20 protein-coding genes are annotated in these 25,277 nt (G+C 71.2%); 4 read left to right on the forward strand and 16 right to left on the reverse strand.

Annotated features, from left to right (window positions below):
* Positions 1-71 precede the first annotated feature (71 nt).
* The 11 genes from fxsT (OG407_RS38410) to OG407_RS38460 all read right to left on the reverse strand — a co-directional run bounded on the left by fxsT (OG407_RS38410) (position 72) and on the right by OG407_RS38460 (position 15,359).
* Complete coding sequence (gene fxsT, locus OG407_RS38410) at positions 72-3,404, reverse strand: FxSxx-COOH system tetratricopeptide repeat protein (protein ID WP_405864420.1); 3,333 nt, start codon at positions 3,402-3,404, stop codon at positions 72-74.
* Entirely contained in the window at positions 3,401-4,702 is a 1,302-nt protein-coding gene (locus tag OG407_RS38415) for a CHAT domain-containing protein (RefSeq protein ID WP_405864422.1), read from the reverse strand. Before OG407_RS38415 ends, fxsT (OG407_RS38410) begins: the two co-directional genes overlap by 4 nt.
* 113 nt (positions 4,703-4,815) lie before the next feature.
* A complete protein-coding gene (locus OG407_RS38420; protein WP_405864424.1) occupies positions 4,816-6,729 on the reverse strand; it encodes a magnesium chelatase in 1,914 nt (637 codons plus the stop codon).
* On the reverse strand, positions 6,726-7,667 hold the full coding sequence (locus tag OG407_RS38425; RefSeq protein ID WP_328677358.1) for an AAA family ATPase: 942 nt from the start codon (positions 7,665-7,667) through the stop codon (positions 6,726-6,728). Before OG407_RS38425 ends, OG407_RS38420 begins: the two co-directional genes overlap by 4 nt.
* Positions 7,664-8,035 carry a CU044_2847 family protein gene (locus tag OG407_RS38430; protein WP_405864427.1) on the reverse strand — a complete coding sequence of 124 codons (372 nt, stop codon included), beginning with the start codon at positions 8,033-8,035 and terminating at the stop codon, positions 7,664-7,666. Before OG407_RS38430 ends, OG407_RS38425 begins: the two co-directional genes overlap by 4 nt.
* Before the next feature lie 77 nt (positions 8,036-8,112).
* Positions 8,113-9,327 (reverse strand): FxsB family cyclophane-forming radical SAM/SPASM peptide maturase, encoded by a 1,215-nt coding sequence (locus tag OG407_RS38435; RefSeq protein WP_405864429.1) that lies wholly within the window; start codon positions 9,325-9,327, stop codon positions 8,113-8,115.
* Complete coding sequence (locus tag OG407_RS38440) at positions 9,324-9,533, reverse strand: YxD-tail cyclophane-containing RiPP peptide (protein ID WP_403584754.1); 210 nt, start codon at positions 9,531-9,533, stop codon at positions 9,324-9,326. The genes OG407_RS38435 and OG407_RS38440 overlap by 4 nt, the downstream gene beginning before the upstream one ends.
* A gap of 104 nt (positions 9,534-9,637) precedes the next feature.
* The gene (gene fxsT / locus OG407_RS38445; RefSeq protein ID WP_405864431.1) at positions 9,638-12,622 is read right to left on the reverse strand and encodes an FxSxx-COOH system tetratricopeptide repeat protein; all 2,985 of its coding nucleotides are present in this window, start codon (positions 12,620-12,622) and stop codon (positions 9,638-9,640) included.
* 93 nt (positions 12,623-12,715) lie between these two features.
* On the reverse strand, positions 12,716-13,987 hold the full coding sequence (locus OG407_RS38450; protein WP_405864433.1) for an FxsB family cyclophane-forming radical SAM/SPASM peptide maturase: 1,272 nt from the start codon (positions 13,985-13,987) through the stop codon (positions 12,716-12,718).
* 44 nt (positions 13,988-14,031) lie between these two features.
* Positions 14,032-14,310 (reverse strand): YxD-tail cyclophane-containing RiPP peptide, encoded by a 279-nt coding sequence (locus OG407_RS38455; RefSeq protein WP_405864435.1) that lies wholly within the window; start codon positions 14,308-14,310, stop codon positions 14,032-14,034.
* An 11-nt stretch (positions 14,311-14,321) separates the two neighbouring features.
* Positions 14,322-15,359, reverse strand: coding sequence for a hypothetical protein (locus tag OG407_RS38460; protein ID WP_405864437.1), 1,038 nt, complete (start codon positions 15,357-15,359; stop codon positions 14,322-14,324).
* Positions 15,360-15,678: 319 nt separating this feature from the next.
* On the opposite strand from OG407_RS38460, the gene OG407_RS38465 reads away from it, so the two are divergent.
* From OG407_RS38465 to OG407_RS38475, 3 genes are read left to right on the forward strand one after another with little or no spacing between them, the layout of a single operon-like run.
* Positions 15,679-16,809: an ABC transporter ATP-binding protein gene (locus OG407_RS38465; protein WP_405864439.1), complete on the forward strand. Its 1,131-nt coding sequence runs from the start codon at positions 15,679-15,681 to the stop codon at positions 16,807-16,809.
* Positions 16,806-17,516 (forward strand): ABC transporter permease subunit, encoded by a 711-nt coding sequence (locus tag OG407_RS38470; RefSeq protein ID WP_328677350.1) that lies wholly within the window; start codon positions 16,806-16,808, stop codon positions 17,514-17,516. The genes OG407_RS38465 and OG407_RS38470 overlap by 4 nt, the downstream gene beginning before the upstream one ends.
* Positions 17,513-18,181 (forward strand): ABC transporter permease, encoded by a 669-nt coding sequence (locus OG407_RS38475; protein WP_405864442.1) that lies wholly within the window; start codon positions 17,513-17,515, stop codon positions 18,179-18,181. Before OG407_RS38470 ends, OG407_RS38475 begins: the two co-directional genes overlap by 4 nt.
* Positions 18,182-18,247: 66 nt before the next feature.
* Here OG407_RS38475 and OG407_RS38480 read toward each other — a convergent pair whose 3' ends face one another.
* Genes OG407_RS38480 through OG407_RS38495 form a run of 4 tightly spaced genes read right to left on the reverse strand, consistent with a single transcriptional unit; the run spans position 18,248 to position 22,435 of the window.
* A complete protein-coding gene (locus OG407_RS38480; protein WP_405864444.1) occupies positions 18,248-18,847 on the reverse strand; it encodes a GTP-binding protein in 600 nt (199 codons plus the stop codon).
* Positions 18,834-19,289 (reverse strand): DUF742 domain-containing protein, encoded by a 456-nt coding sequence (locus tag OG407_RS38485; RefSeq protein ID WP_405864446.1) that lies wholly within the window; start codon positions 19,287-19,289, stop codon positions 18,834-18,836. The genes OG407_RS38480 and OG407_RS38485 overlap by 14 nt, the downstream gene beginning before the upstream one ends.
* Before the next feature lie 36 nt (positions 19,290-19,325).
* Positions 19,326-19,802 carry a roadblock/LC7 domain-containing protein gene (locus OG407_RS38490; protein WP_019062808.1) on the reverse strand — a complete coding sequence of 159 codons (477 nt, stop codon included), beginning with the start codon at positions 19,800-19,802 and terminating at the stop codon, positions 19,326-19,328.
* Complete coding sequence (locus OG407_RS38495) at positions 19,799-22,435, reverse strand: ATP-binding protein (protein WP_405864448.1); 2,637 nt, start codon at positions 22,433-22,435, stop codon at positions 19,799-19,801. Before OG407_RS38495 ends, OG407_RS38490 begins: the two co-directional genes overlap by 4 nt.
* Positions 22,436-22,799: 364 nt before the next feature.
* Here OG407_RS38495 and OG407_RS38500 point away from each other — a divergent pair, with 364 nt between their 5' ends.
* Positions 22,800-23,762 carry an ABC transporter substrate-binding protein gene (locus OG407_RS38500; protein WP_403584781.1) on the forward strand — a complete coding sequence of 321 codons (963 nt, stop codon included), beginning with the start codon at positions 22,800-22,802 and terminating at the stop codon, positions 23,760-23,762.
* 57 nt (positions 23,763-23,819) lie between these two features.
* Here the strand turns inward: OG407_RS38500 and OG407_RS38505 are convergent, their stop codons facing one another.
* Positions 23,820-25,217 (reverse strand): glycoside hydrolase family 43 protein, encoded by a 1,398-nt coding sequence (locus OG407_RS38505; protein WP_405864450.1) that lies wholly within the window; start codon positions 25,215-25,217, stop codon positions 23,820-23,822.
* Between the last annotated feature and the right edge of the window lie 60 nt (positions 25,218-25,277).

Below are 25,277 nucleotides of genomic sequence, written 5' to 3' on the forward strand. Positions count from 1 at the left end.
CCCAATGCTGGGGCCCGGAAAGGCAGTTCGGACGGGGTGCGGACGGGTCTTTGAGGGGCTTCGGGCGGGCTTCAGATGGGCTGCGGCTCGAAGTCCCAGCCGGGTGGTTCCTCCGTTCCGGTCGCCGGCGCGTCCTCGCAGGCCCGTACGAGGGGGTGGTCGGGGCCGACGGCGTGGCGGGCCCGCAGCAGGGTGTCCCGGCGCAGTTCGGCCGCCTCGTCGGGCCGTCCGGACAGCCGGCGGACCGCCGCCGCGTTCAGGGCGCAGCCCAGGGTCCACGGATGGTCGGCGCCCACCGCGTTCGTCATGCCCCGCAGCGCCTGCTCGATCAGCCGGGCCCCGGCGGGCCGGTCGCCGGCGAGCCACAGCAGCAGGCCGCGGTTGCCGAGGACGCCCACGGTGTACGGGTGGTCGTCGCCGAGGAGATGCCGGTAGCCGTCGGCCACCGCGTCCGTCAGCTCGGCGGACTCGGTGGGATCGCCGTGCGAGCGCAGGAAGGAGGCGTGGTCGGCCTGGATCATCAGGGTCATCGGATGCCGGACGCCCTGGAGGTTCCGGCACCGCTCGACCAGGCTGCGCAGCAGGTCGGCGGCGGCCGGGACATCGCCCGAACGACGCAGGCACAGCGCCTGGTTGTGCTGGGCGGCCAGGGTCTGGGGGTGATGGTCGCCCATGGTCTGCCGGTGCAGCAGGGCGTTGGTCTCCTGGAGCGCGGTGGCGTCCTGGTGACGGCCCAGGAGGCGCAGCGAGCGGGCGTACGTGAGACCGCTGAGCAGCGTCGACTGATGGTCCGAACCGAACGACTCCCGCCGTAGCAACAGGAGTTGGGCGTGCACGTCGGCCGCTTCCTGGTAGCGGCCGAGGAGGCCGAGGGCGACGCCGAGGTTGTTGAGGCAGGCCTGGGTGCGGGGGGCCTCCGGGCCGTCGAGGACGTCGTAGGCCCGCCAGACCTCCTCGAAGAGCTGGTGGGCCTCCTTGAAGAGGCCGAGCGCCATCAGGGAGCCGCCGAGGCCCGCTTCGGCCCGCAGGAGGTCGAGGTCGTCGGAGGGCCGCTCCTCGGCGAGTTGCTCGACGACGGACCGGCCCACGGCCTCCGCCTCGCGGTAACGGCCGCAGCGGCGCAGCATGTTGGCGTGCTGGTGGACGAGGACCAGCATCGACGGGTGGGTCGGTGCGAGCCTGATCCGCCAGCGGGCCAGGACCTGTTCGCACAGGGTGAGGCCGGTGCTCTCCTCGTCGCGCAGCCGCAGGTACTCGATGCAGTTGAGGACGAGATCGCGCACCGCGGCCTCGGAACTCTCCAGGGCGCCGGACGGGTGCAGATGCGGCAACAGCTCCGCGTACACAGGCCAGTTGGCGACCTCGGACGGTGACCGGGGATCCGCCGAGACCAGCACCCGGCAGGCGACCGCCGAGAGTTCGTCGCGCTCGCCGGGGGTGAGGGTGCGGCGCAGGAAGCGGTGGTAGAGGCGGTGCATCTCCACGCTGTCCACATAGCCGACGCTGTCGGAGGGCTGAACGTAGTCCATCCGTACGGCAGTCGACTCCGAGAGGCGACGCAGCGCGCCGAGCCAGCGGGCCGGGTCGGAGGCCAACTCGGCCAGCAGCGTGGGGAGATCGCCGGGACGGGCCCGCTGGAGCTGGCGTACGGGGATCGAGCCGGGGGAGAACATGGCGAACAGGCGCAGGAGTTCGGTCGCCTCCGGGCTGTCCTGCTCCAGGGAGTCGAGGGTGAGGGCCCAGCTGGTCTGGAAGCCGATCGGGTAGTCCGGCAGGGTCTGGATGCCGATCTCGTCGGCGTCGGCCCGGCGCAGCAGCCCGATGTACTCGGCCGCCGACATCCGGTTGGCGTCCAGCCAGGCCGCGGTCTGGGCCAGCAGCAGCGGGAAGTCCTCGACGGCGTCGGCGAGTTGGTCGGCCTCCTCCTCGGTGAGCCGCTCCACGTGCCGGCGGGCGTAACTGATGCTCTCCGCCCGGGTGAAGCGCTCCACCTGGACCTCCGCGACCCCGCCGGACGCCGTCCAGCCCTGCGTCACGGTCGTCACCGCGACATGGCCGCCGGCCTCGGGGAGAAGGTCGTAGACCTGTTCCAGGTCGTCGGCGCTGTCGAGCACGAGCAGCCAGCGGCGGTGCGGGCGGCCGGTGCGCAGGGCCTCGCGGACCGCGCGGACCCGCTCGGGCAGGGCGCTGCTGTCGGCGAGGCCGAGCGGTTCGGCGAGGTCGGCGAACTGCTGGCGGGCCGTGGCCCGGAAGCTCGCGCTGATCCACCAGACCACGTCGTACTCGTTGGCGAACCGGTGCGCGTACTCGATGGCGATCTGGCTCTTGCCGACGCCCGAGATGCCGCGCAGGGCGACCCGGGCACCCGTCGGCGGGCCGTTCTCGAAGAGGGCGCGGAGTTCCTCCAGGACCGTGTCGCGGCCGGTGAAGCGGAAGTTGCGGCGTGGAACGTTCCAGACCGCGGGCGGCGCGTCCGGGAAGCGGGGGGCGACGGACTCGTCCTCGGGCTCCGGCCGGGCGTCCTGCAGATCGAGGGTGGCCAGCAGCCGGCGCAGCGCCTCGGCCGGGTCCAGTTCGCGCAGACTGACCGGTCCCAGTACGGCAGTTGCCGCGGGGAGCGTGCGCGCGGAGAGGTCCACGGCGGCGAACCGGTCGGGGTCCGCGGTGACCACCGAGCCCAGCGCCTCGCCCCATTCGAGTTCCGTGCGCTGCCCGAGCCGCAGATACTCCTCGTCGAGCAGCAGCAGCACCCGGCCGGGGGCGGCGAGGAGATCGGCCAGCAGTCGGGCCAGCGGCACCCCGGGCGGCGGGTCCCAGCGCAGCAGGAACGTCTGGCAGCCGTGCCGCTCCAGCTGCCGCGCCGTCCACACGGCCCACGCGCGGTCGGTGCCGGCGTAGCTGATCGTGATGTGGTGCGGCGACCAGACACCGGACACCGGACGCCGTCCGACGCGCTGCCCGGGGACGGTGTGCTCGGCCGGCAGGGTGGCGGTCGCGCCGTTCAGCGTCGGTACGACGACATGCCCCTGTCCTACGACGGCGTCCGCCACGATCTCGCTGGGCAGCTCGACGGTACGGACCGGAACACCCCAGCGGTTGCTGATGGTCAGCCAGATCGTGCCCGGACCCGGCGCCCGGCTCGCCTTGATCACGAAGCGGGCCGGGCCGTAGGTGCCGCCGAAGCGGTGCAGGACGACGCTGGGTTCGTTCAGGGCCTCGCACACGAAGCGGCGGGAGCCGTCCAGGGAGACGCCGAAGTCGAACTCCTCCTCCTCGTACGGCCAGTCCTCGGGCGCCGCCGGGCCGTTGAGGTCGACGGTGACGAGATAGCTCTGCCCCGCCTGGGCCCTGCGGGGCCAGCCCACGAGGGGTTCGATCATCAACGCAGCGGGATCGCCGCTCATGTCCTCGCCTCCTGCGCCCGGACGCTGAGCCGGAGCGTGGTCAAGGGGTGTCCGAAATAGAGGAACATGAAGCTGTAGAGGATCGGCAGCATCTCCAACTGACCCGCGTTGTTGAACGTGTCGTCGTCGCCGTAGACGAACGGCAGCGGGTCGGGCAGCCGGGCCACGGCGGCGGCCCGGAAGTCGCGCAGCGCGCGGGCCACCGGGAGTTCGGGGTCGGCGCAGAGCCGTCCGACCAGATCGCGGATCAGTGTGTGCGCCACGTCGTCGCCGACCTTGCCCGATGTGGCGATGCAACCGCCCGCCCCCTTGCGGAGGAAGAGTTCGGCGAAGCCGCGCAGGGCGTTCTCGCCGAGCGGGCGGTTGTTCACGAACCGGGCGGAGTGGCACGCGTTCAGGCACACCAGGGTGCGGCGGCCGTCCAGGGCGGACATGTCCAGGCCGTTGAGCTCGTTCCAGGTGACCGTGCCCAGCTTGAGCTTGTACAGGTTCGGGCCGTGCGTGGCGTGGCAGCCCATGTAGACGAGGCCGGCGCCGAGGCCCGGGCGGGCGAGTTCGGTGAGGAAGGTGCGGGTGGTGCCGAAGTGGCCGATGTGCTCGAAGTTCTCGAACACCGTGGCGTCGCGGCGCATCTCCTCCGCGTAGTAGCCCAGCACATGGCCCGAGCAGACCGCGGGTTCGTTGAACGGGGTGCGGCCGGCCTCGCGGATGGTGGTCCAGCGCACGACGGTCACCAGGGCGCCGAGGATGCCGTCGTCCACGCCGATGTCCCGGCCGCCGGTGAGGCGCAGCATCTCCCAGGGGATGTCGTAGTCGGTGTCGTCCCAGATGACGAGGTGCAGGTCGGAGCCGAAGCGGGCGCGGAGTTCGTTGATCCAGCGCACGACGTCCTCTTGGTGGCCGGACCATTCGGCTACCGCGCGGAAGATCTCGGTGGGTGGGAAGCCGTCGGGGCGGAGGTTGTTGAGGGCGAGGTCGGTCGGGCGTAGGCGGGTGTCGTCCGAGTCGAGGGAGAGTTCCAGGTCGCCGCTGTGGCCTGTCAGCCAGAACACCTCTTGCCCTCGTTCGTCGTAGGCCCGGTTTACTGCCAACTTCGCGAATCCGACGGGGAGTTGGGCGTTGGGGTCTACGGGGGTCGCCGTGAGCGGAATGGGTTCGTAGGGCTCTACGACGTGTTCGGGGATGCCGGCTGTTCGTGGGGCGGTGAGGGGCTCGGGGGCGGGGCGGCGGGCGGGGGTTCCTGGGCCCAGGGGGACGGCTCCGCCGAGGGGGCGGGGGCCGGGAGGTTCAGCGGGCATTCGTCACCCCCGGTGTGAGGTTGTCGGTTGGGTGCGGGTGCGTGGGGGCTGGGCGCGCAGTTCCCCGCGCCCCTTCAGGGTGCTGACCCTTGGGGTGTTGAAAAGGCACAGGCTCAATGGGCATGGGGTAACGCCCCCCGCGTTGTGCGGCCTGCCACGGTTACGCCGCCCAGGGCGTCGGCCAGGAGGAACGGTAGGTCGGGGTGGGGCTGCCGAGCCGCGTCGACCACGACCGAGTGCAGGCGCATGCGACCCATCGCGCCGATGCGGGCGGCGGCCGTGATCGCGTCGTCGATGCCGGTGCGGCGGACCGGGGCCTGGAGGCGGCCACCCGCGCTGGCGTCCAAGGGGACGTTGCCTCGGCCGTCGGAGACGACCACGAGCCAGGCCTCGACCAGGTTGGAGCGTTGTTGGAAGGCTCGGCGCAGGAGTTGGTCGGTGAGGGTGAGGCCGTGGGCGAGGGGGCTGCTGCGGCCGGGTCGGCGGTGCAGGGCGCCGCCGACCCTCGGGTCCAGGACGCTGCGGGCGATGAAGTGGTCGGCCCGTAGTTCGTGGGCCGCGTCCTTGCTGCCCACCTCCACCAGACAGACCGAGGCTCGTCCCGTGTAGGCCCACTGGAGGTAGGGGGCGAGCGCCGGTTGCCAGTCCCAGCCGCGTCGGCAGGTGTGGTCGAGGAGGAGCACCAGCATGCGTTCGGCCACCGGAAGGCGGGCGTAGCTGCGGAAGTCGCCCGGCAGGACGACCAGTTGGCCGTCCCCGTTCGCGCGCAGGGTGCGGCGGCCGGGCAGGTTCTGGTGTTTGGCCGCCTCGACGACGGTGGCTACGACGGCCAGGTCCCGGAGCGTGGTGGCGGACCGGACGCCTATCACCGGGCCGCGTGCGGAACTCGGCTCCGGACGGCGTTGCCAGGGGATGCGCAGGGGCGCGAACTCCCGCAGGAAGCGTGCGTCGTCCTCCGGGAACGGTGAGCCCGGCCCGTCTCCCGTGTCGGCCGTGAAGGTGTCCAGGGCCTCGGCCGGCCCGGCGGGGAGTGCCATCGCGCCGCCGGGCTGACCTGCCGGGCCGGTGTCCTCGGGGACCGGGTCCGGCTTCGGCTGCTCGGGTGGCGGCGGCCGGCCGTCGGTGTCGTTGCCGGTGGCGAGGGAAGTGCCGTTGGTGGAGCGGCCGTTGCCCGTCGGGGAGGTCAGGGGTGCGGCCACGCCCAGGAGGCGGGCGGCCTCGTCGACGCGGTCGGGCCCGCAGGTCTCGGCGCCGTTCACCACGGCCAGTACGCGGGCCAAGCGGGCCAGTCCGATCGCCCGTCGACCGCTCGTGTCCCCGCGGAACAGGCCCACCGCGTGCGCCGCGGCCTCCTCGGTGAGCGTGCACGCCGGACGTGTCCGGGCCGTGAGCGCGCTGCGCCAGGACGGTGGCAACTCGCCCAGGCCCGGCTCGGGTTCGCGTCCGTCGAGCGCGTCGAGCACCCGGTCGGGGCCGCTGCTGGTCCGCCGTAGACCGGCCGCGTTGAGGCGGATCGGGAAGCGGTCCAGGAGGTGGGGGGAGAGGCGGCCGATCTCCGCCTCCTGGCAGGCGGCCAGCCAACGGGCGCGGGGGCGCCAGCGGGCCCGGAAGCCGGACCGCTCGACCGCCGCCACGTCCGCGCCCAGGAGTTGTACGGCCGCTCGCATGCCCGGGAGGCTGAGGCGGACCAGGTCGGGGACCACGACGACCATCGCGGAGTCGGGGGTGTTGTCCACCAACGGGCCTGGTGCCAGGGAGAAGTTGACGCCGTTGCCGTCGTGGCGCAGCGTCGGGCGCAGCCACAACTCGTCGTCGCCGGTGACCGAGCCGAGCGTCGTCCGCAGTACGGGACGCTGCTCGCGGAGCTGGAGCAGGCCGGCGAACGCGTCCGTCACCGGGGCGACCATCTCCGGCTCCAGGTCGAACAGGAGCACCCCGTCGAGGCCGGGGCCCAGCGCGGAGCAGGCCAGGACCTGTAACAGGCGCTGCCGGGATCCGACCGGGCGGCCGTCGGCGGGCGCGCTCATCCCAGCAGCCCGTCGAGCAGCTCCGACTCCTCCGCCGTCCACTCGACCGGACCGCCGTGCGCCGCCTCCGGCCGCCGGTGCCGCAGGGACAGTGGGACCACCCGGCGCACATGGTCGGCGGTCACGGCGTCCGCCTCCTCGAAGGCGGCCAGCGCGCGGGCCGCCCAGGCCGTGACGACCTCGCCGCGATGCCCCACCGCCCGCAGCCGGGTGGCGACATCGGCGCACAGCTTCGCGATGTCCTCGCTGAGCCGCACGTCCTGCACACCGTCCCGGGCGCGGTCGAGGCGCTCGCGCAACTCCCGGTCCCGGTCGAGTCCTTCGGCCAGCCAGGGGGAGTCCGTACCGGCCGCGTCGTCGAAGCGGAGCACGGCCAGCACCATGGCCCGGCGCTGCTCCTGGTCCAGCTCGGACACGGCGACCATCAGACCGAACCGGTCGAGCAACTGCGGGCGCAGACCGCCCTCTTCGGGGTTCATCGTGCCGACCAGACCGAAGGCGATGTTCCGTACCGTGTCGATGGCCTCGCGCTGCACGGACAGCACGCCGGTGGAGACGACGTCCAGGATGATGTTGACGATGTGGTCGTCCAGCAGGTTGACCTCGTCGATGTACAGCATCCCCTTCTCGCCGGCCTCCTCCAGCAGCCCCGGCTGGGTCCGCGCCTCGCCCCGCATCAGCGCGTCCAGCTCCCAGCCGCCCAGCACCCGGTCGTCGGTCGCGTTGATCGGCAGGGTGACCGGCAGCTCGCCCCCGGTCAGCAGCGAGAAGGCCCGTACCACCGTGGACTTGGCGGTCCCGCGCTGCCCGCTGATGAGGACCCCGCCGATCCGCGGCGCGATGTAGTTGAGTTCGAGCGCGAGCTTCAGTTCGGCCTGCCCGACCACATGGCTGTACGGCAGGATGTGCACGTCCGAGCCGTCGACCGCACCCGTCACGACGCGCTGCCCGGTGTCCAGCGGAAGGTCACCTGGAGCTGCGCCTCGGCCCCCGACTTCACCAGGAACGCGCCGAGTTCGGCGTCGAGCTTGATGGACAGCTGCAGTTCCACCTCGTCGGGGGTCAGCCCGTCACCGAGGTCGTGGAGCCGGCCGGCCGCCTGCCGGGCGCAGCGCCGGGCCAGTTCCAGGCCGTCGCCGTAGACGTCCCGGGCCACCGCCAGCACCCGCTCGGCGGCGTTCTCCCGAGTGTCGACCCCGTCGTACATGCCCGCCAGGCCGCCGGGCGGCGGCGCGGTGTCGACCTCCACGTAGATCGGCACCTGGTGGTCCTGGCCGTCCGCGGCCGCCCTTGTCACGATCGCCATGCGCACTTCCCCCGTTGGAGAGCCGGAATACTCCCCTTACCTTCCCCAATTCTGGCGTGCCATCAACAGCCTTGGGGTCAACGGGCGTTGATCGGTCTGCGCGGGAAGTCGGCGTCGGCGGCGCTGCGCACCCGGCGGGCGATGTGCGGGATGAGGAGGTGCAGGTCGGCGCAGTACACGGACGGGTTGAGGAATCCCTCGACCGGGCGGTAGCGGTGCGCGTAGTTGCCGCCCCCGCACACCTCCGCGAGCGGACAGGTGAGGCAGGTGGGGGAGAGCGCGTCGGTGCCCAACTGCCGTGCCACCACGCCCGGATGGTCCAGGACGTTGTCGAAGGAGTGGTCGAAGACGTTGCATCCGGTCGCCGGCGCACCGGCATACGCGGTCTTCAGCGAGTCGACCTGCTCGATGGTGCCGTCGGTGTCGACGACGACGGCGACCACGGGCGCGTTGCCCACCGCCTCGGCACGGCAGGGCACGCCGAGCAGCAGGGCGATGATCTCGTGGAACAGCCGTACGGGCACGGCCCGTTCACCCGTGTCGAACCACAGGTCGAAGAGCCGGACGAGCCAGTCGCCGTAGGGATGCGGGCCCTTCGCGGCGGGCGGGAACGCGTGGTTGGCGTGCGGCAGCAGCAGATCCATCGACGGGGGCTCGAACGCCGCCAGCGACGCGTAGACCTCGGCGGGATCGGAGTCCGGGTCGATCACGCTGAGGATCCCGGCGTACGCCTCCGGACGGCCGCGCAGCACCTGGAGCCCGGCCGTGGTCTTCGCCCACGTGGAGCGGCCCGCGTGGTCGAGCCGGTGCCGGTTGAGCCAGGGGGTGCCGCCGTCCAGGCTCACCCCGATCCGGACGCCGGCATCGGCGAGTTCGGCCACCGCGTGCTCGGTGAGGAGCGTGCCGTTGGTCTGGACGGAGGCGTCAACAGTGCAGCTTCGGCCACAGCGCTCGCGGACCGCCTCGCGCACCGCGTTGACCTGGGCGACGAGGTTCGACACCCCGGCAAGCAAAGGTTCACCACCGTGCAAGTTGATCTGCAGGGAGGTGAGTTGGTGGGTCGCCGCGTGCTCGGCGATCCGCGTCGCGGTGCGTTCCACGACGGCGGGGGAGACCCGGTTGGGGCGGTCCCGCCAGCTGCTGTCGGCGCCCTCGTAGACGTAGCAGTAACTGCACGCGAGATTGCAGCGGCCGTTGACCTTGAGGACGAACTGCCGGAAGGGCACGGCCCGCAACCCGGACCGCCGTAAGGCCGCGACGTCGAGTTTCTCAAGGGGCCACAGGGCGGTCACAGTTGGTAGGGGCCGTCCTCGTAGAAGGCCATCGCGGGTTCGCCGCGCAGCATCCGGGGCAACAGGCCGCTGGCCACGGCGGCGAGCACCGGATGCGATGACTGACGGGACAGGGTCCTCAGATCCAGATCCGCGAAGTCGGGCAGCACGCCACCCGGCCCCCGCTCTCCCAGCCCGGAGGGGCCGTCCCCTTCTCTTCCCCGCACGATCTACCTCTCAGGAAGGCCGAAGTCCCCCTTGGGCTACGGAACTCGGCCATGCTAGCGCCCTGGGACCCCGGCGACTCCCGTTGCGGGTGGGTCCGCGGGAGTCACGTCGTCAGGGGCTCGAAATCCCAGTACGGCCGCTCCCTGCGGCGCACGGACAGGGTGTGCGGATGCTGTGGCCCGAGGGTGTCGGAGAGTTGCTGGAGTGCCTCGTTCTCCAGCTTCGTGGCCTCCTGGCCGCGGCGCAGCGCCCGCTGGTCACCGGCGAGGGCGGCCTTGCAGGACAGGGTGAGGGGGTGGGTCTCGCCGAGGGTGGCGCGCGCCGACTCCAGGACCACGCGGCTGAGTTGGGCCGCACCTTCCTCGTCACCGGCGAGACTCCGCGCGCCGCTCGCGTTCAACGCGGCCCCGAGTGCCCACGGATGGGTGGAGCCGACCGCCGCACGCATCCGCGTCAGCGCCTGCTCGGCGATCCGCAGTGCCTCGTCACGTTCCCCGTACTCCCACAGCGCGAGCCCGACATTCCCCAACGTGCCCACGGCGTAAGGGTGTTCGGGGCCGACCAGGCGGGCGTAGTCCTCGGCCACGGTCGTGGCCAGCTCCCGGGCCTGCTCCAGATTGCCGTGCTCGCGGTTGAAGGTCGCGAAGTCGGCCTGTACCAGGAGCGCGTCGGGATGGCGCGGTCCCTGCCGCTGCACGAACCGTTCCACCACGCTGCGCATCAGCGACTCGGCGCCCAGCAGATCACCGGTGCGCCGCATGCACAGCGCGAGATTGTGCTCGGCGAACAGGGTCTGCGGGGTGAACCGGTCCATCGCCTGCCGGTGGGCCCGGACGTTGAGCTCCTGCCGTGAGGTGGCCTCGGCGTACCGGCCCAGCAGCCTGAGCATCCAGGCGTAGAACATGCCGGAGCGCAGGGTGAGATGGTGGCGCGGGTTCAGCAGCCGCTCGCGGATCAGCAGGATGTCGCGGTGCAGTTGCAGGGACTCCTCGTAGCGGCCCAGCAGGCTGGTGACGACGGCGAGGTTGCCGCGGTCCTGGAGGGTGCGCGGGGCCTCGGCGCCCAGGGTGTCGGAGTACGCGTGGACGCACTCCTCGAACATCCGGTGGGCCTCGTCGTAGCGGCCCAGCGACACGAGTGTCCCGGCCAGGCCGTTCTTGGCGCGCAGCAGATCGGGGTCGTCGTCGGCGCGGGTCTCCGTGAGCTGGTCCAGGACGGCCCGCCCTACGGCCTCCGCCTCGCGGTAACGGCCGCTGCGGCGCAGCATGTTGGCGTGGTCGTGGGTCAGGACGAGCATGTCCCGCTCGTCGGGCTGGAGCCGGGTGCGCCAGCGGGCGACGGTCTGCTCGCACAGGCGCAGTGCGGCCCGGTTCTCGCCCCGTACCCGCATGTAGTCGATGCAGTTCAGGACGAGTTGGCGGACCACGGGCTCACGGCTGTCCAGCGCGCCCGCGGTCTCCAGGTGCGGGATCAGCTCCGCGTACCGCGTCCACTCACGGGTGTCGTTGGGCCGGCGCGGGTCGGCGCCCGCGAGCAGCGTGCAGGCGATCGTGGAGAGCGCCTCGCGGCGGTCCTCGGTCAGGGTGCTGAGCAGGAAGCTGTGGTAGAGGCGGTGCATGGACACGCGGTCCACGGTCGGCTCGGCCTCCGACGACTCGACGTAGTCCAGGCGGACCGCGGTCGACTCGGACAGCCTGCGCAGCGCCGTGTGCCAGCGGATCGGGTCGCCGGCGAGCGCGGCCAGATGGGCGGGCAGGTCGGACGGGTGGGCGGCCTGCATCAGCCGGACCGGGATGGCGTCCGGCGAGAACAGCGCGAACAGGTGCAGCAGCTCCACCGCTTCGGGGTTGTTCTCCTGCAGCGTGTTCAGAGTTATCGACCAACTGGTCTGGAAGCCCATCGGGTAGTCCGAGGAGATCCGGATACCGATCTGGCTCGCCTCGCCGCGCCGGATCATCGCCACATAGTCCTTGGCCGGCATGACGTTGGCGTCCAGCCAGGCCGCCGTCTGCGCCAGCAGCAGCGGCAGGTCCTGTACGGCGTCGGCGAGATCGTCGGCCTCGGCCTCGGTCAGCCGCTGGGCGCGGCGGCGGGCGTAGGCCACGCTCTCGGGACGGCGGAAGGGCTGCACCTCGATCTCGGTGACGCTGCCCGAGGCGGCCCAGTCCTGGGTGAGGGTGGTGATCAGGACATGGCCGTTGCCCTCCGGGAGGAGGTCCTCGATCTGCTCCATGTCGTCGGCGCTGTCCAGCACGAGCAGCCAGCGGCGGAACGGCCGTCCCGTGCGCAGCGCCTCGTGGACCGCGCGGATCCGCTCGCCCAGCTCCTGCCCGACCGGCAGTTCGAGCCGCGGCGCCAACTGCGCGAACTGCTCGCGCGCCGGAGCCCGGAACCGTGCCCCGACCCACCACACGATGTCGTAGTCGTTGCCGAACCGGTGCGCGTACTCGATCGCGATCTGGCTCTTGCCGACGCCCGAGATACCGCGCAGCGCGACCCGGGCGCCGCCGCGTCCGCCCTCCTCGAAGCGGGCGTGCAGCTTCTCCAGGATGGCGTCGCGGCCGGTGAAACGGACATTGCGGCGCGGTACGTTCCACACGGCGGGCGGGTCGTTCGGGAAGCGCGGCGCGGTGCCGCTCACCGGTCCTGGCGTGGTGGCCGCGTCCAGGTCCAGGCGGCGCAGGATACGGCGCCGGGCCTCGCGCGAATCGAGGTCGCGGAGATCGACCGGGCGCAGCGGGGCGGCGGTGGCGGGCAGCGCCCGGGTGGCCACGCTGACCGCCGAGAACCGGTCGACGTGCGGCGGCACCACCTCGTGCAGTGCCTGTGTCCACTCGGCGTCGGTGCGCGGGCCCAGCGAGAAGTACCAGTCGTCGAGGACCAGCAGCACCCGGCCCGGCGCCTGGAGCAGATTGCGCAGCGCGTCGGCGAGGGACATCTGCCTCGGCGGGTCCCAGCGCAGCAGGGTCGTCTCGTGCCCCAACTGCTCCAGCTGGTGGGCGATCCAGGTGGCCCACGGCCGGTTGAATCCCGCGTAGCTGATGGTGAAGTGCTCGTGGGACTCGGCGCCCTTGGACCTGTCGGTCATCCGACCGTCTCCCCTTACACCGAAAATGGACTTATTGACTACGTTTAATCTGTTGACTACGTTTCGGCCGTTTCGCGAGTTTTCGCGTGCACCCTAGTCGATGCGCGGTCGGTCCTCGGGCATTACGGCACTCAGCCGTCGGGCCGCGTGCCGGACCAGTTGTTCCAGATCCGCGCAGTAGACGGAAGGGTGCAGGAAGCCCGTTCCGGCGGAGTAGCGGTGTCCGTAGTTGCCGCCGCCGCACACCCGCCCGACCGGACACGCCCGGCACTCGTCCGAGAGCCCCTCCACGCCGAGTTGACGGGCCACGATCCCGGGATGGTCGAGCGCCTCGTCGAAGCTGTCGCCGAAGACGTCGAACCCGGTGGCGGTGGCGCGGTCGTAGGCGAGGTTGAGGGAGTCGATCTGCTCGACGGCCCCGTCCGTGTGGACGACCACCGCGCAGGTCGGCGACAGCCCCACGGACTCGGTGGCGCTGGGGACGCCGAGCAGCAGCGCCACGATCTCGGTGAACAGCCGCACCCGCGGCTGTGTCCCGTCCGGCGGGCCGTCCCACCAGAGGTCGAAGGCGGTGGCCAGCCAGTCGCCGTACGGCGTGGGCACGGCCCGCTGCGTACGGGCGTCACGCGGCGGACGGGCGGCCAACCCGGGCGGCGGACTGGACCAGTTGGCGTGCGGCAGCAGCAGGTCGAGGCGGGGCGGGCGCAGCGCGGCCAGCGAGGAGTACACGTCCTTGGGATCGCTGGTGATGTCGATGGCACACAGAATCCCGGCATACAGCTCGGGCCGGTCGGCGAGCAGACGCGCGGCCCGGCCGGCGGCCGGCCAGGAGGACCGCCCCGCGTGGTCCACCCGGCGCCGGTTCAGTACGGAGGTGCCCCCGTCCAGGCTCAGCCCGACCCGGATGTTCGCGTCGGCGAGCCGGTCCAGGGTGCGCTCGGTGACCAGGGTGCCGTTGGTCTGCACGGTGGTCCGCAGCGCGGTGCGGGAGGGTAACGCGGCGCGCACGGCGGCGGTGTAGGCGAGCGCGGCCTCGGGCCCGGACAGCAGTGGTTCCCCGCCGTGCAGATCGATCCGCACCTCGGACAGCCGGTGCGCGAGGGCGTGTTCGGCGATCCGGCGGGCGGTCTGCCGCATGACCTCCGGGCTCACCCGGGCCGGCCGGTCGCGCCAACCGGCGTCCTGGCCCTGGTAGATGACGCAGTAGGTGCAGTCGAGATTGCACCGCCCGTGCACTTTGAGCACGAACTGCCGGAAGGGAAAGGCCCGTTGCCCCGCCCGCCGCAGGGCCGCCACGTCGAGCACGGCATGCGGCCACGGCGCGAGCTCCCGGTCCCTGGCCGTCCGTAAGGTGTGCTCCGGCACCCTGTGCACAGCATCGCCTCCCGTCGGCCGGCGCTCTGCCGCCCCTATCGTTCTGCCCCGGGTGAGTCCTCGTGATACGCGACAAGCCCCCCGTCGGCACCGCAGGACCGGGCGAGCAGAGTCGCGAGCACGGCCCCCAGCACGGGGTGATCCACCCGCGCCCGCAGCGCGGTCAGGTCGACGCCGGTGTAGTCGGGCAGGGGTGTGTCGTCGTTGCCCGCGTGTCCCTCGGGTCCGCCCGGCTCGTGCCGCGTGGTTTGTTGCTGCTCGGGCGGGTCGGGCAGCCCGTACTCCGCCACGTCGTAGCGCGCCAAGTCCGACACCCTGCACTCCTCTACGTCTGCGTCGTCGCCCCGAGCGCGGTCATGCGCTCGAACGTGGACCGTGCCTGTGGTCCCTGGGCCGCGCCGGCGCGCTGCCACAACTCCCAGGCGGCCTGGTAGGACTTGAGGGCCCGTGCGGGGCCGGCCGTTCGTTCCAGGACCGCGCCGCGCTGGTGGTGGGCCTGGGCGGCGAGCAGTGGCTCGGCGGCCCGGAGGGCGCTGCGGACGCCGTGGTGGTACGACTCCGCCGCCAGGTCGAGCCACTCCGGTGCGCCGGTCGCGCCGGCCAGGGTCAGGAGTACCTCGCCGCGTTCCAGCCAGGCCAGCGCGGCCGTACGGTCGGCCGGGGCGCCGCGGGCCGCGCGGGCCAGGATCCACTCGGCCTCGTGCAGGTCGGTCGCCGCGCCGCCCGCCGTGTGGTGCCGGCGCAGCGCCCTGCCGAACAGCAACTGCCGTTCCGCCAGCCGGGGTTCGCCGCCCGGGGTCAGGGCCAGCGCCGCGCGCAGTTCCCGTACCGCCTCGGCGGCCACCGCCAGTCCGCCGCCGCTCTCGACCCGGGCCAGCAGTACCCCGCCGCGGCCCGCCAGCAGCTCCGCCCGGACCGGGTCGTCGCGCTGCACCAGATCCTGCGCCTGCGCGAACACCCGGTCGGCGGCGTCGAGTTCGGCCGGGTCGGCGGTGTACCGGTAGCGGGCACTGTGCGCCTCGGCGAGCCTGCGCAGGGCCAGCGCCCGTAACTCCGGGCTCACGTCCCGGACGTCCGCCACCGCCTCGTGCAGCGCCTCCAGCACCCCGGTCGCCCCGCTGTCGGCCGCCGCGACGGCCCGCGCCTCGGCCAGGTCCAGCAGAGCCCGGCACCGTACGGCGGAGGTCGCGCCCGCACCGCCGGTGAGCCGCACACCCCGCTCCAGATCGGCGGCGGCCCGCAGCGCCAACGTCCGTGCCTCGTCCGCCGAGTCGCGGACCCGCGCGTCCCCGGCGAGGGCCAGCAGCCTGCGTCCCCGGGCGAGCACGGCGGCGTCGGAGGGGGACGTACCGCCGTTCGTCACGTCGCGCTCCTCGTCATCGGACGGTCGGATGCGTGCGTTGTCGCGTGCGTCATGCGGTCAAGAAGGATCGAGCGGGATCAAGAGGGATCGAAAAAAGGTCCGGGACGGTCAGTAACTGTCCATCACCGTCCATGACAGTACGCGGCTACCCACCGGTCAACAGCGCTTTCCGGCCGCCGGATACCGATCACGACCGGTCACACCGAGGCGGATCCCGCCAAGTTCCCGCAACACTCGCGGTCTAGACTCTGCCCCCAGTGGCCTGCGACCGTGGCCGAGAACGGGCAGTTTCTGCCAAACCCGAAGGGTATTCGGCGTTTTGATACGGATAGATTCAGTCACCAAGCGGTACCCGGACGGCACGGTGGCGGTCGACCAACTGTCCTTGGACATACCGGACCGCTCGATCACCGTCCTCGTCGGCCCCTCGGGCTGCGGCAAGACGACCACCCTGCGCATGATCAACCGGATGATCGACCCCAGCGAGGGCACGATCTCCCTGGACGGCGCGGACATCACCAAGCAGCCGGTCAACACGCTGCGCCGGTCGATGGGTTACGTCATCCAGAACGCCGGGCTCTTCCAGCACCGCACGATCGTCGACAACATCGCGACCGTGCCCCGCATGCTCGGCTGGGGCAAGGAGAAGGCCAGGGCGCGGGCCACCGAACTCATGGCGCGGGTCGGCCTCGACGCCGCCCTCGCCAAGCGGTACCCGTACCAGCTCTCCGGCGGCCAGCAGCAGCGCGTCGGCGTCGCCCGCGCCCTCGCCGCCGACCCGCCGGTGCTGCTGATGGACGAGCCGTTCTCCGCCGTCGACCCCGTCGTCCGCAAGGGCCTCCAGGACGAACTCCTGCGCCTCCAGGAGGAGTTGGGCAAGACGATCGTCTTCGTCACCCACGACATCGACGAGGCGATCAAGCTCGGCACGATGGTCGCGGTGCTGCGCACCGGCGGCAAGCTCGCCCAGTTCGCCCCGCCCGCCGAACTGCTCTCCGACCCCGCGGACGCCTTCGTCGAGGACTTCCTCGGCACCGACCGGGGCATCCGCCGCCTGTCCTTCTTCTCCTCGGCCGGTCTCGATCTCAAGACCTCCCCGATCATCGCCGTCGACTCCACCGCCGAGCAGATCGCCGAACGCACCACCCCCGACATCCCGTACCTCCTCGTCACCGACCTGGACGGCAGGCCGCTGGGCTGGAGCGAGCCGGGCGCGCTGACCGCCGGAGCCGTCGACACCACCCAACTCCTCGCCCACGGCCGCCCGTTCGAGGCCGGCAAGGACTCGCTGCGGGCCGCGCTCGACGGTGCGGTGCTGTCGCCGACCGGGTGGGCGGTCGGCGTCGACGGGACCGGGCGCGTGGTCGGTGTCGTGTCGCAGGGTGCCGTGGGCGAGGCGATCCGCAGCGCCCACGCGGCGGGTCGCGGCGGCGCGAAGGTCGCCGGATGAACGACTGGTTCCGCATCCCGAGCGACCTCCAGAACAGCTACTTCGGTCTGATCGGCCTGCACCTGCGCGAAGCCGTCATCCCGGTCCTCGTCGGCCTGGTGGTCGCGCTGCCCATCGCCCAACTCTGCGTGCGGCTGCGCTGGTTGTACCCGCCGGTGCTCTGGGTGACGACCGTGCTCTACGCGATTCCCTCGCTGGCCTTCTTCGTCGTCCTCATCGACTACACCGGCCAGACCGAGACCACCGTGATGATCCCGCTCGGCGTCTACAGCCTCGTGGTGTTCGTCCCGGCGATCGTGGACGGCGTCCGCTCGGTGCCCCAGGAGACCCTGGACGCGGCCACCGCGATGGGCCTCGGGCCCGTACGCCGGTACCTCCAGGTGCAGTTGCCGATCGCCGTGCCCGCGATCATCGCCGGCCTGCGGGTGGCGACCGTGTCCAGCATCTCCCTCGTCAGCGTCGGCATGCTGATCGGCAACCAGGGCGCGCTGGGCAACCTGCTCAACGACGGCCAGATCTACCACCAGCCGCGGCTGATCTGGCTCTCCGTGATCACCACGGCCGTCCTCGCCATCGTCGTGGACGCCGTCCTGGTCGGCGTACGCCTGCTCCTCACGCCCTGGATGCCGCGCGGCACCCGCAAGGCCCGCCCCGCCGAGGACCGGCCGGAACCGGCCGAACTCGCACTGGAGGACGCAGCCCGGTGAACGTACTCCACTACATCAACCTGTTCTTCAGCGACAGCAGCCACTGGCACGGCTACGACGGCATCCCCACCCGTCTCGTCGAGCACGTCCGGTACTCGCTGATCGCGCTCGCGATCGCCGCCGCCATCGGCCTCCCCATCGGGCTGCTGACGGGTCACACCGGCCGCGGCGGCAACACCCTCTCGCTCATCGCCACCGCCGCCCGCGCCCTGCCCAGCTTCGGCCTGCTGGTGCTGATGTTCGTGCTGATCGGCTTCGGCCTGGTGCCGGTGATGATCCCGCTGGTCGTCCTCGCCGTACCGCCGATCCTGGTCACCACGTACGAGGCGATGCGCTCCGTCGACCCGTCCCCGGTCGACGCGGCCCGCGGCATGGGCATGAACGAGACGAGCGTCCTGTTCCAGGTGGAACTCCCGGTCGCCCTCCCGCTGATCCTCAGCGGCCTGCGCTCGGCCGCCATCCAGATCGTCTCCACGGCCACCATCGCGGCCTACGTCAGCCTCGGCGGCCTGGGCCGCTACATCATCGACGGCCTCTACCAGAAGAACTACGAGAAGGTCGTCGGCGGCGCCACCCTGGTCGCCGGGATGGCCCTGGTGACGCTCGGCGTCTTCTGGGGCATCGCACGACTCGCGGTGTCACCGGGTGTTCGTAGGAGCAACTGAGCCCGCTGAACGCACAGTTGGGGGGAGCGGCCACCGGCCCTCCCCTCAACTCGCTTTCCACCGCCGTCAGTTCTCCGTACGGGCCAGCGCCAACTCCAGTACGACCAGCAGCGCGTCCCGCACCGAGCCCCGCTCCCGCGCGTCGAACGAGAGGACCGGGACGCGCTCGTTGACGTCCAGGGCCCAGCGGACCTCGTCCAGGGTGTGCTCGATCTTGCCGTCGAAGGCGTTGAGGGCGACCGCGAACGGGATCTGCTTGTGCTCGAAGTAGTCGACCGCCGCGTAGCAGTCGTCGAGGCGCCGGCTGTCGACGATGACGAGACCGCCGACCGCGCCCTCCACGATGTCGTCCCACATGAAGCCGAACCGGTCCTGCCCGGGCGTACCGAACAGGTACAGCTTCAGCGTGGGGTCGATGGTGATGCAGCCGAAGTCCATCGCGACCGTGGTCGTCGTCTTGCGCGGGGTGAGCGACAGGTCGTCCACGCCCGCCGCGACCTCGGTGATGGCGGCCTCGGTGGTGAGCGGCTCGATCTCGGAGATCGCGCCCACGGTGGTGGTCTTGCCCACGCCGAAGCCGCCCGCGACGACCATCTTCACCGGCAGCGGCGGTCGTACGGCGGTCTGCGCAGCCGCACCGCGGGCGACCGGTTCAGTCGGTGTCACGGAGTACTCCCCGGGAGTTGGGGATGGCGCGGAGGCCATCGATGACCCTTCGCAGGACGGTTGCGTCATGGGTGATGTCGGAGTTGGGCACGTGCACCGTCAACTGCCCGGCGGCACGCAGGTCCTCGGCGAGGACCCGCACCACGTTCAGGTGCAGCCGCAGCCGGGCCGCGATCTCCGCGAGGGACTGCGGCTGCCGGCAGGCGGCGACGATGTCGTGCTGCTCGAAGGAGAGCCGGTCGAGCACCTCAAGACCGGCGGCCGTGGCCACCACCTGGGTCTCGACCGGGATCGGCCGCCCGGAGGCGGCGGTGTCCGCGCCCGCCACCCGGCCGGCGGTGACCAGGAACGGCCGTACGGCGGAAGGCGTGCGCACCGGATCGCGACCCGGGGGTGTGGCCCCGTCCGCGCCGGCACCGCTCGGAGTGCGGCCGTCGGGCATGAGTGGCTGTTCCTCTCTCGACCGGTCGGGGACCGGTCACCGAGCCGAAGCGGCGCCGACGCTGTTCTTCAGCTGGAGCACCAGCTGGGGGTTGAGCGCGGAACCGGCACGGTTGGCGAACAGCGTCATCTCGTAGGCGATGTTGCCGAGCTTGGCCTCCTTGTCGGTGACGACGCCGAGGACGGCGCCGCTGCCGATCGCGGAGACGAGGACGTGGCCGCCCTCCAGGTCGATGATGACCTTGTTCAGGCCACCGAGACCGTAGTTGCCGGAGGCCCCGGCGGCGAGGCTGGTGATGCCGGAGACGATGGCCCCGAGCCGCTCCGAGTGGGCGTGCTCGCGCAGTTCGGCCACGGCGATCAGCAGGCCGTCGGACGACACCGCGATGGCGTCGACGACACCCGCGGTCTCCGTCGCGAAACGGTTGAGCAGCCAGTTGAAATCGGCCGCGGCTGCCTGCAGATCGGCCGGCGTGGTGCCCCCCGTGGGAGTGTCACCTGTCGACGTACTCACTGCTCCGCTCCTTTCGGGAGGTGGTTCGGGTCGTGCGGGTGGTTCGCGTCCGGGCGGCGCAGGCCCGTGAGGGTGTCGCTGTCGCGATGCGCTTGCTCCACGGCGGCCTCGAACTCTTCGAGGGCCGAGCGGACGGCGTCCGCGTCGGCGGGCCGGGGGGCCTGCCGGGCGGCTTGCTGGGCGGCGTCGTCGGCGCCCGTACGAAGGGTGGCACCCCTGACCCGCCGCCGCAGCGGCCGGGAGCCTCCTGCGGCGTCGTCGGGGGCGGCGGACTCGTCCGCCGGGGAGTGGTGGGTGGTGACGGCGGCGGACTCCGCTACGGCGGCTGCCGGCGCCGTCTCGTACCGGGAGACCCGGCGCGGCAGCGGGGCGGGCTCATCGTCGGCCCAGGCGTGCTCCCGCACGGGTTCGGCGGCGACGGAGGGCCGGGGACCGGAGTCGGCGTACCCGGAGTCGAGTCCGGCGGGCGCCCCGACGGCGGGCGTCGGCCGTACGGAGTCGGTGCCGTGGCCGGAGGAGCCGTAGCCCGAAGTCGTGGCCGACAGGCCGGAGTCGGTGGTCCGGGCGGCACCGGAGTCCGCGGTGGCCCAGGAAGGAGCCGGACGCTGGTCCGGTACGAAGCCCGCGGATGCGAGTGCCTTGCCCGACCCCGACCCCGACCCTGATCCCGATTCCAACCCCGCGAACCCTCCCGCCGAACCGCCGGAGGCCAGCGCGCTCATGCGGAGCAGCAGCGTCGCCGGGATGGTGATCTCGGACGTCACACCGCCGCCCGGCGTACGGGCCAGCGTGACGTCGATGTCCCAGCGGCGGGCGAGGGTACCGACCACGAACAGGCCCAGCACCTTCGTCGGCACCAGGTCGAGGCGCTCGCGGCGGATCAGCCGGGCGTTCTCCTCGGCGATGCGCTCGGCGCTCATCCCGAGTCCGTGGTCGGCGACCACGATCAGCGCGTCGTCGCCGTCGGTCCGTACGACCACCTCGACGGGGCTGCCCGCGGGCGAGAACGAGACCGCGTTCTCCAGGAGTTCGGCCACCATCAGCGTGAGGTCGCCGATGATGTCGGGCTCCACCATGACCTCGGTGTCGGCCCGCAGGCCCACCCGCTGGAAGCCCTCGATCTGGCCGAGCGCGGCCCGTACGACGTTGGTGAGTTCGGTGGGTCCGCCGTCCAGCACGGTCTCGCGGATGCCGGCCAGCAGCATCAGGCTGTCCGCGTTGCGGCGCAGGCGGACGGCGATGTGGTCGATGGAGTAGAGGCGCTCCAGCAGTGCCGGGTCGGTCTCGCCGCGCTCCACCGCGTCGATCAGGGCGAGTTGACGGGTCGTCAGGTTGCTGACGCGGCGGCCGACGTTGCCGAACATCTCGGCGACGTTGCGGCGGCTGATCACCTGGCGGGCCAGCAGCGCGGCGGCCGTGGTCTGCACATGGTTGAAGGCCTCGGCGAGGTCACCGATCTCGTCCTTCGCGGTGACCGGCATGTCGCGCAGCAGCGGCGGCCCGTCGTCCTCGGCGTCGTCGTCGGCGACGCGGGCGAGTTCACGGCCCGCGACGTCGGCGACCTGCTTCGCGGCAACGGTGAGGGCCTGCACGGGACGGACCACCGAGCGGCGCACGATCACCACGAAGCCGAGCCACAGCGCGAAGCCGAGCAGCGAGAGGCTCAGCAGCAGTCCGGCGCGCCAGGAGGCGGCGGAGGACGCGCTGTCGGCGCGGGTGGCGATCTGGCCGATGAGCGAGCCGGTGATCTTCAGCCGGCCCGCGGCCTGCTGCGGGTAGGACGGGTAGTCGCTCATGGCGTCCGCGAAGGCCTTGCGGACGGCGCCGGGCGTCCCGGCCTGCAGCCCGCTCGGGTCGATCTGCAGCTCGGCGTAGGCCTCGGCGATCAGCCGCTGCGCCGGGGTGTGCTCGATGCCGGAGAGCTGGTCGGCCTGGTCCTCGGTGGCGAACCGGGCGAACCTGGCGGCCTGGTAGGTGTAGAGGTCGTAGGCGCCGACCGCGTTGTTGAACTCGATGAGCGCGTTGCTGTCACCGGTCGTCGCGGAGAACACGCTGGTCTCGAACGAGCTGTGGGCGGCGTCCGCCCGCAGCACGGAGTCCAGCAGGTTGCCGGTGAAGGTGGTGGCGAGGTTCGCGTTGTGTTCGAGGTCGAGTCCGTCGATCAGACCGTCGGAGGCGCTGGTGTACGCCGGGTCGATGTTGTCGGCGGGCAGATAGCTCTGCTCGACGGTGTCGCGCAGCGTCTCCAGGCCGTTGATCTCCTTCAACGCCTGGGCCTCGCTGGCCGGCAGCCGGTCGCCGAAGGTGTCGCGCACCTTCTCGACCTGCTTGTCCACGGCCAGCTGAGCCTTGCGGTAGGCGCTCTGCGAGGGAGTGCCGCCGTCGTTGGTGGCCTCGAAGCGGACGGAGAGCAGGATGGCCTGCTGGTGCTCCGCCTCCACGAGGTTCACCAGCCTGGCGACCTGCCCGCTGTCCCGCACCAGTCGCGCCGCGTCGCTCGCGTCCGTCGACTGCCCGACCTCATCCGAGATGAGATACGCCAGCAGCACAGCGACCACCGCGAGCGGTACGCCGACGAGCAGATTGAGCTTGCGCCTGAAGGGCCAACGGTCTGCGAAGCCCCGTATGGACACCAGGCCTCCTTCGTGGGGTGTTGTCACGATACGCGCAGCGACGCGTGTGACTGTTTTTGATCGAAGCGGCCCCCGCACACCGCTGTGACCGACGCCAACTCCGGGGAGACTACCGCCTCTTCGAACGATCAAGTACGTCGCCCTACGTCAAGAATCAGTTACAAAGCGACCGTGTTCGTGACCAGTCTGTTTACGTTGCCTTCACAACTGGGCACCCATTGAGGCCAATCGGTGACCAGAGTTCTCTTGACTGACCAAGAACCGGCTGGATTGGATCAGCGGAGTGCGGCGTTCACGCCTCGCGCGTCGACGCCACCGCCATGCCTGCACGCCTGTGCCAACATCCAAACCCGGAACGGGAATTGTGACTTCAAAAGCGAAGAACAGCTGGTCCAGTACTAGGTACCCCGGCGCGGCCGCCATCGCGCTCGCCGCGACGGCTGCGCTTGTCACGGGATGTGGTTCGTCCTCCGACGGCAAGTCCGACAACCCGCTCTCGGGCGACAAGGCCAGCGGCGACACGGTCGTCGTCGGCTCCAACAACTTCGCCGAGAGCATCCTCATCGCCGACATCTACGGCGAGGCGCTCAAGGCCAAGGGCGTCAAGGTCACTTACAAGCCGAACATCGGCAGCCGTGAGACGACGTACGGCCTGCTCAAGAACGGCACGATATCCGTGCTGCCCGAGTACAACGGCGCGCTGCTGGCCTACCTCGACCCGAAGGCCACCCCGGCGACCCTCGCGGCGACCACGGCCGCGATCAACGCCAAGCTGGACTCGAAGCTGACGCTGCTGGACCCGGCGGCCGCGGAGGACAAGGACACGGTCACCCTCAACGCGGAGACCGCGAAGAAGTACAGCCTCACGTCCGACTCCTCCATCGCGGACCTCAAGTCCATCGCCAAGGACCTGGTCATCGGCGCCTCGCCGGAGTTCCAGACCCGGCAGCAGGGCCTGCTGGGCCTGAAGTCGGTCTACGGCCTGGAGTTCAAGTCCTTCAAGGCGCTGGACGCGGGCGGCCCGCTGACGGCGGCCGCGCTGAAGAAGAACACGGTGCAGGCCGCCGACCTCTTCAGCACGGACCCGACCATCGTCAAGGAGAAGCACGTCACGCTCCAGGACCCGAAGAGGCTCTTCGGCTTCGAGAACGTGCAGCCCCTCGTCTACAAGAGCGGCCTCTCCGCGGCCGGCGTCGCCGCCCTCAACGCGGTCTCCGCCAAGCTCGACACGGCGACCCTGCTGGACCTCGACACCCAGGTCCAGTCCCAGAACAAGGACCCGCTTGACGTGGCGAAGGCCTGGCTGAAGACGGCCGGCCTGAGCTGACCCGTTCCGGCGACGACGCGGGTGCCTCCGTTTCTCCGGGAGGCACCCGCGTCGTGCTCAGTACCCGACGTGGAACGTCGCGTCCTGCTGAGCCGTCGTCGTGGAGATCGGGTCGATCCGCAGGACGTAGTTGGAGTGCCGGATGTAGCGCGTCGGATTGTTGTACGACCGGAAGGACGCCCAGGAGGAGTCCGCTAGCCCCGCCGTCCGGTAGAACGTGGCGTCCCCGGCGAACGTCGACGTGCCGTCGTTCACGTCGAGTCGGAGCGCGTAGTCGTAGTGCCGCAGATACCGGGTCGGGTAGTTGACCGACTGGAAGGACACCCCGGCCGAGTCCGCGAGACCCGGTACCAGGGACCACTGCGAGTCGGTGTACGGGTCGAAGGCGTACTCGTCGATCCGGCCGATGAAATTCGAGTGGCGGACGTAACGGGCCGGGTAGTTGTAGGACTTGAGCCGGTTCCAGGCGGGCGTGCCCCACTTGGCGATCAGGTTGGTGTACTCGGCCGTGGTGATCGGCTGGATGCCGCAGTGCTTGGAGTTGAGCGGCTGTGTGTACAGCTTCTGGTCGACGGCGGTCCAAGTGCCCGCGGCGAGACTGCTGGTCTGCCAGGCGTAGAAGACGCCGTTCGGATCCCAGGTGTCACCCCAGAGGTACCAAGTAGCGCTCGACGTGAGGGACTTGACCAACGTCGGTGCCTCGGTGCCGTTGTGCGAGACCGCCGTGCTGAACTCGGTGAAGCTGCCCGGGTCCAGTGACGTGGACTTCGCGCCGACCAGCGTTGAACTCTTCTTGAAGTAGAGGTAGTTGACGCCGTTCACGCCGACCGCGAGGTCGCCGTCGATGACGTCGTACCCGGGGTCGAAGAACACCTGCGGATCACCGGCGGTCACGAAATCACTGGTGTAGTTGACCATGATGACGTTGTGCCCGCTGTCGTTCACGGCCGAGTAGATCACCCCGTACTGCCCGCGCCCCGCGTCCCAGAACGACTCCGGCGCCCAGGCATGGGTGTCCAGGTCGTGCACCTTCATCCGCCGGTAGCCGGTGAAGGTACGCAGATCGGCGGAGTCCCAGACGTGGATGTACTGGCTGACGTACGTCCAGTCGGTGCCGTTGAGGTCGGTGGCGAGGACCACGAAAGTGCCGTCCTGCTTGCGCAGGATGAACGGGTCGCGCAGGCCGAGGGAGCCCGCCGTGGGGGTGGCGACGGGGGCGTTCTGGTTGAGCGGGGTCCATTCCAGGCCATCGGGGCTGACGGCCAGGTGCAGGCCGTAGTTGGCGCCCAGGAACGTCGGCGACTCGGTGAAGTAGCACATGACGTAGGCCGAGTTGGTGGCGGCCCGCGCGCTGCCCGCGCCGAGCGTGAGCGCGCCGGTGGCCGCGAGGGGGACGGTCGCGGCCATGCCGAGGAACAGGCGGCGGGAGGGGTGGGGGAGAGGGGGGACGGCCATGTGTTCTCCAGGGGGGATACGAGCGGCCCATTGATTCCTGTTGTTCGACATCCCGAACGA

It is taken from the genome of Streptomyces sp. NBC_01515, assembly GCF_045040345.1.
GTDB lineage: Bacteria > Actinomycetota > Actinomycetes > Streptomycetales > Streptomycetaceae > Streptomyces.

Coding starts and splice junctions, on each gene's coding strand:
- fxsT (WP_405864420.1), bottom strand. CDS start 3,404: ATGAGCGGCGATCCCGCTGCGTTGATGATCGAACCCCTCGTGGGCTGG.
- OG407_RS38415 (WP_405864422.1), bottom strand. CDS start 4,702: ATGCCCGCTGAACCTCCCGGCCCCCGCCCCCTCGGCGGAGCCGTCCCC.
- OG407_RS38420 (WP_405864424.1), bottom strand. CDS start 6,729: ATGAGCGCGCCCGCCGACGGCCGCCCGGTCGGATCCCGGCAGCGCCTG.
- OG407_RS38430 (WP_405864427.1), bottom strand. CDS start 8,035: ATGGCGATCGTGACAAGGGCGGCCGCGGACGGCCAGGACCACCAGGTG.
- fxsT (WP_405864431.1), bottom strand. CDS start 12,622: ATGACCGACAGGTCCAAGGGCGCCGAGTCCCACGAGCACTTCACCATC.
- OG407_RS38470 (WP_328677350.1), top strand. CDS start 16,806: ATGAACGACTGGTTCCGCATCCCGAGCGACCTCCAGAACAGCTACTTC.
- OG407_RS38485 (WP_405864446.1), bottom strand. CDS start 19,289: ATGCCCGACGGCCGCACTCCGAGCGGTGCCGGCGCGGACGGGGCCACA.
- OG407_RS38505 (WP_405864450.1), bottom strand. CDS start 25,217: ATGGCCGTCCCCCCTCTCCCCCACCCCTCCCGCCGCCTGTTCCTCGGC.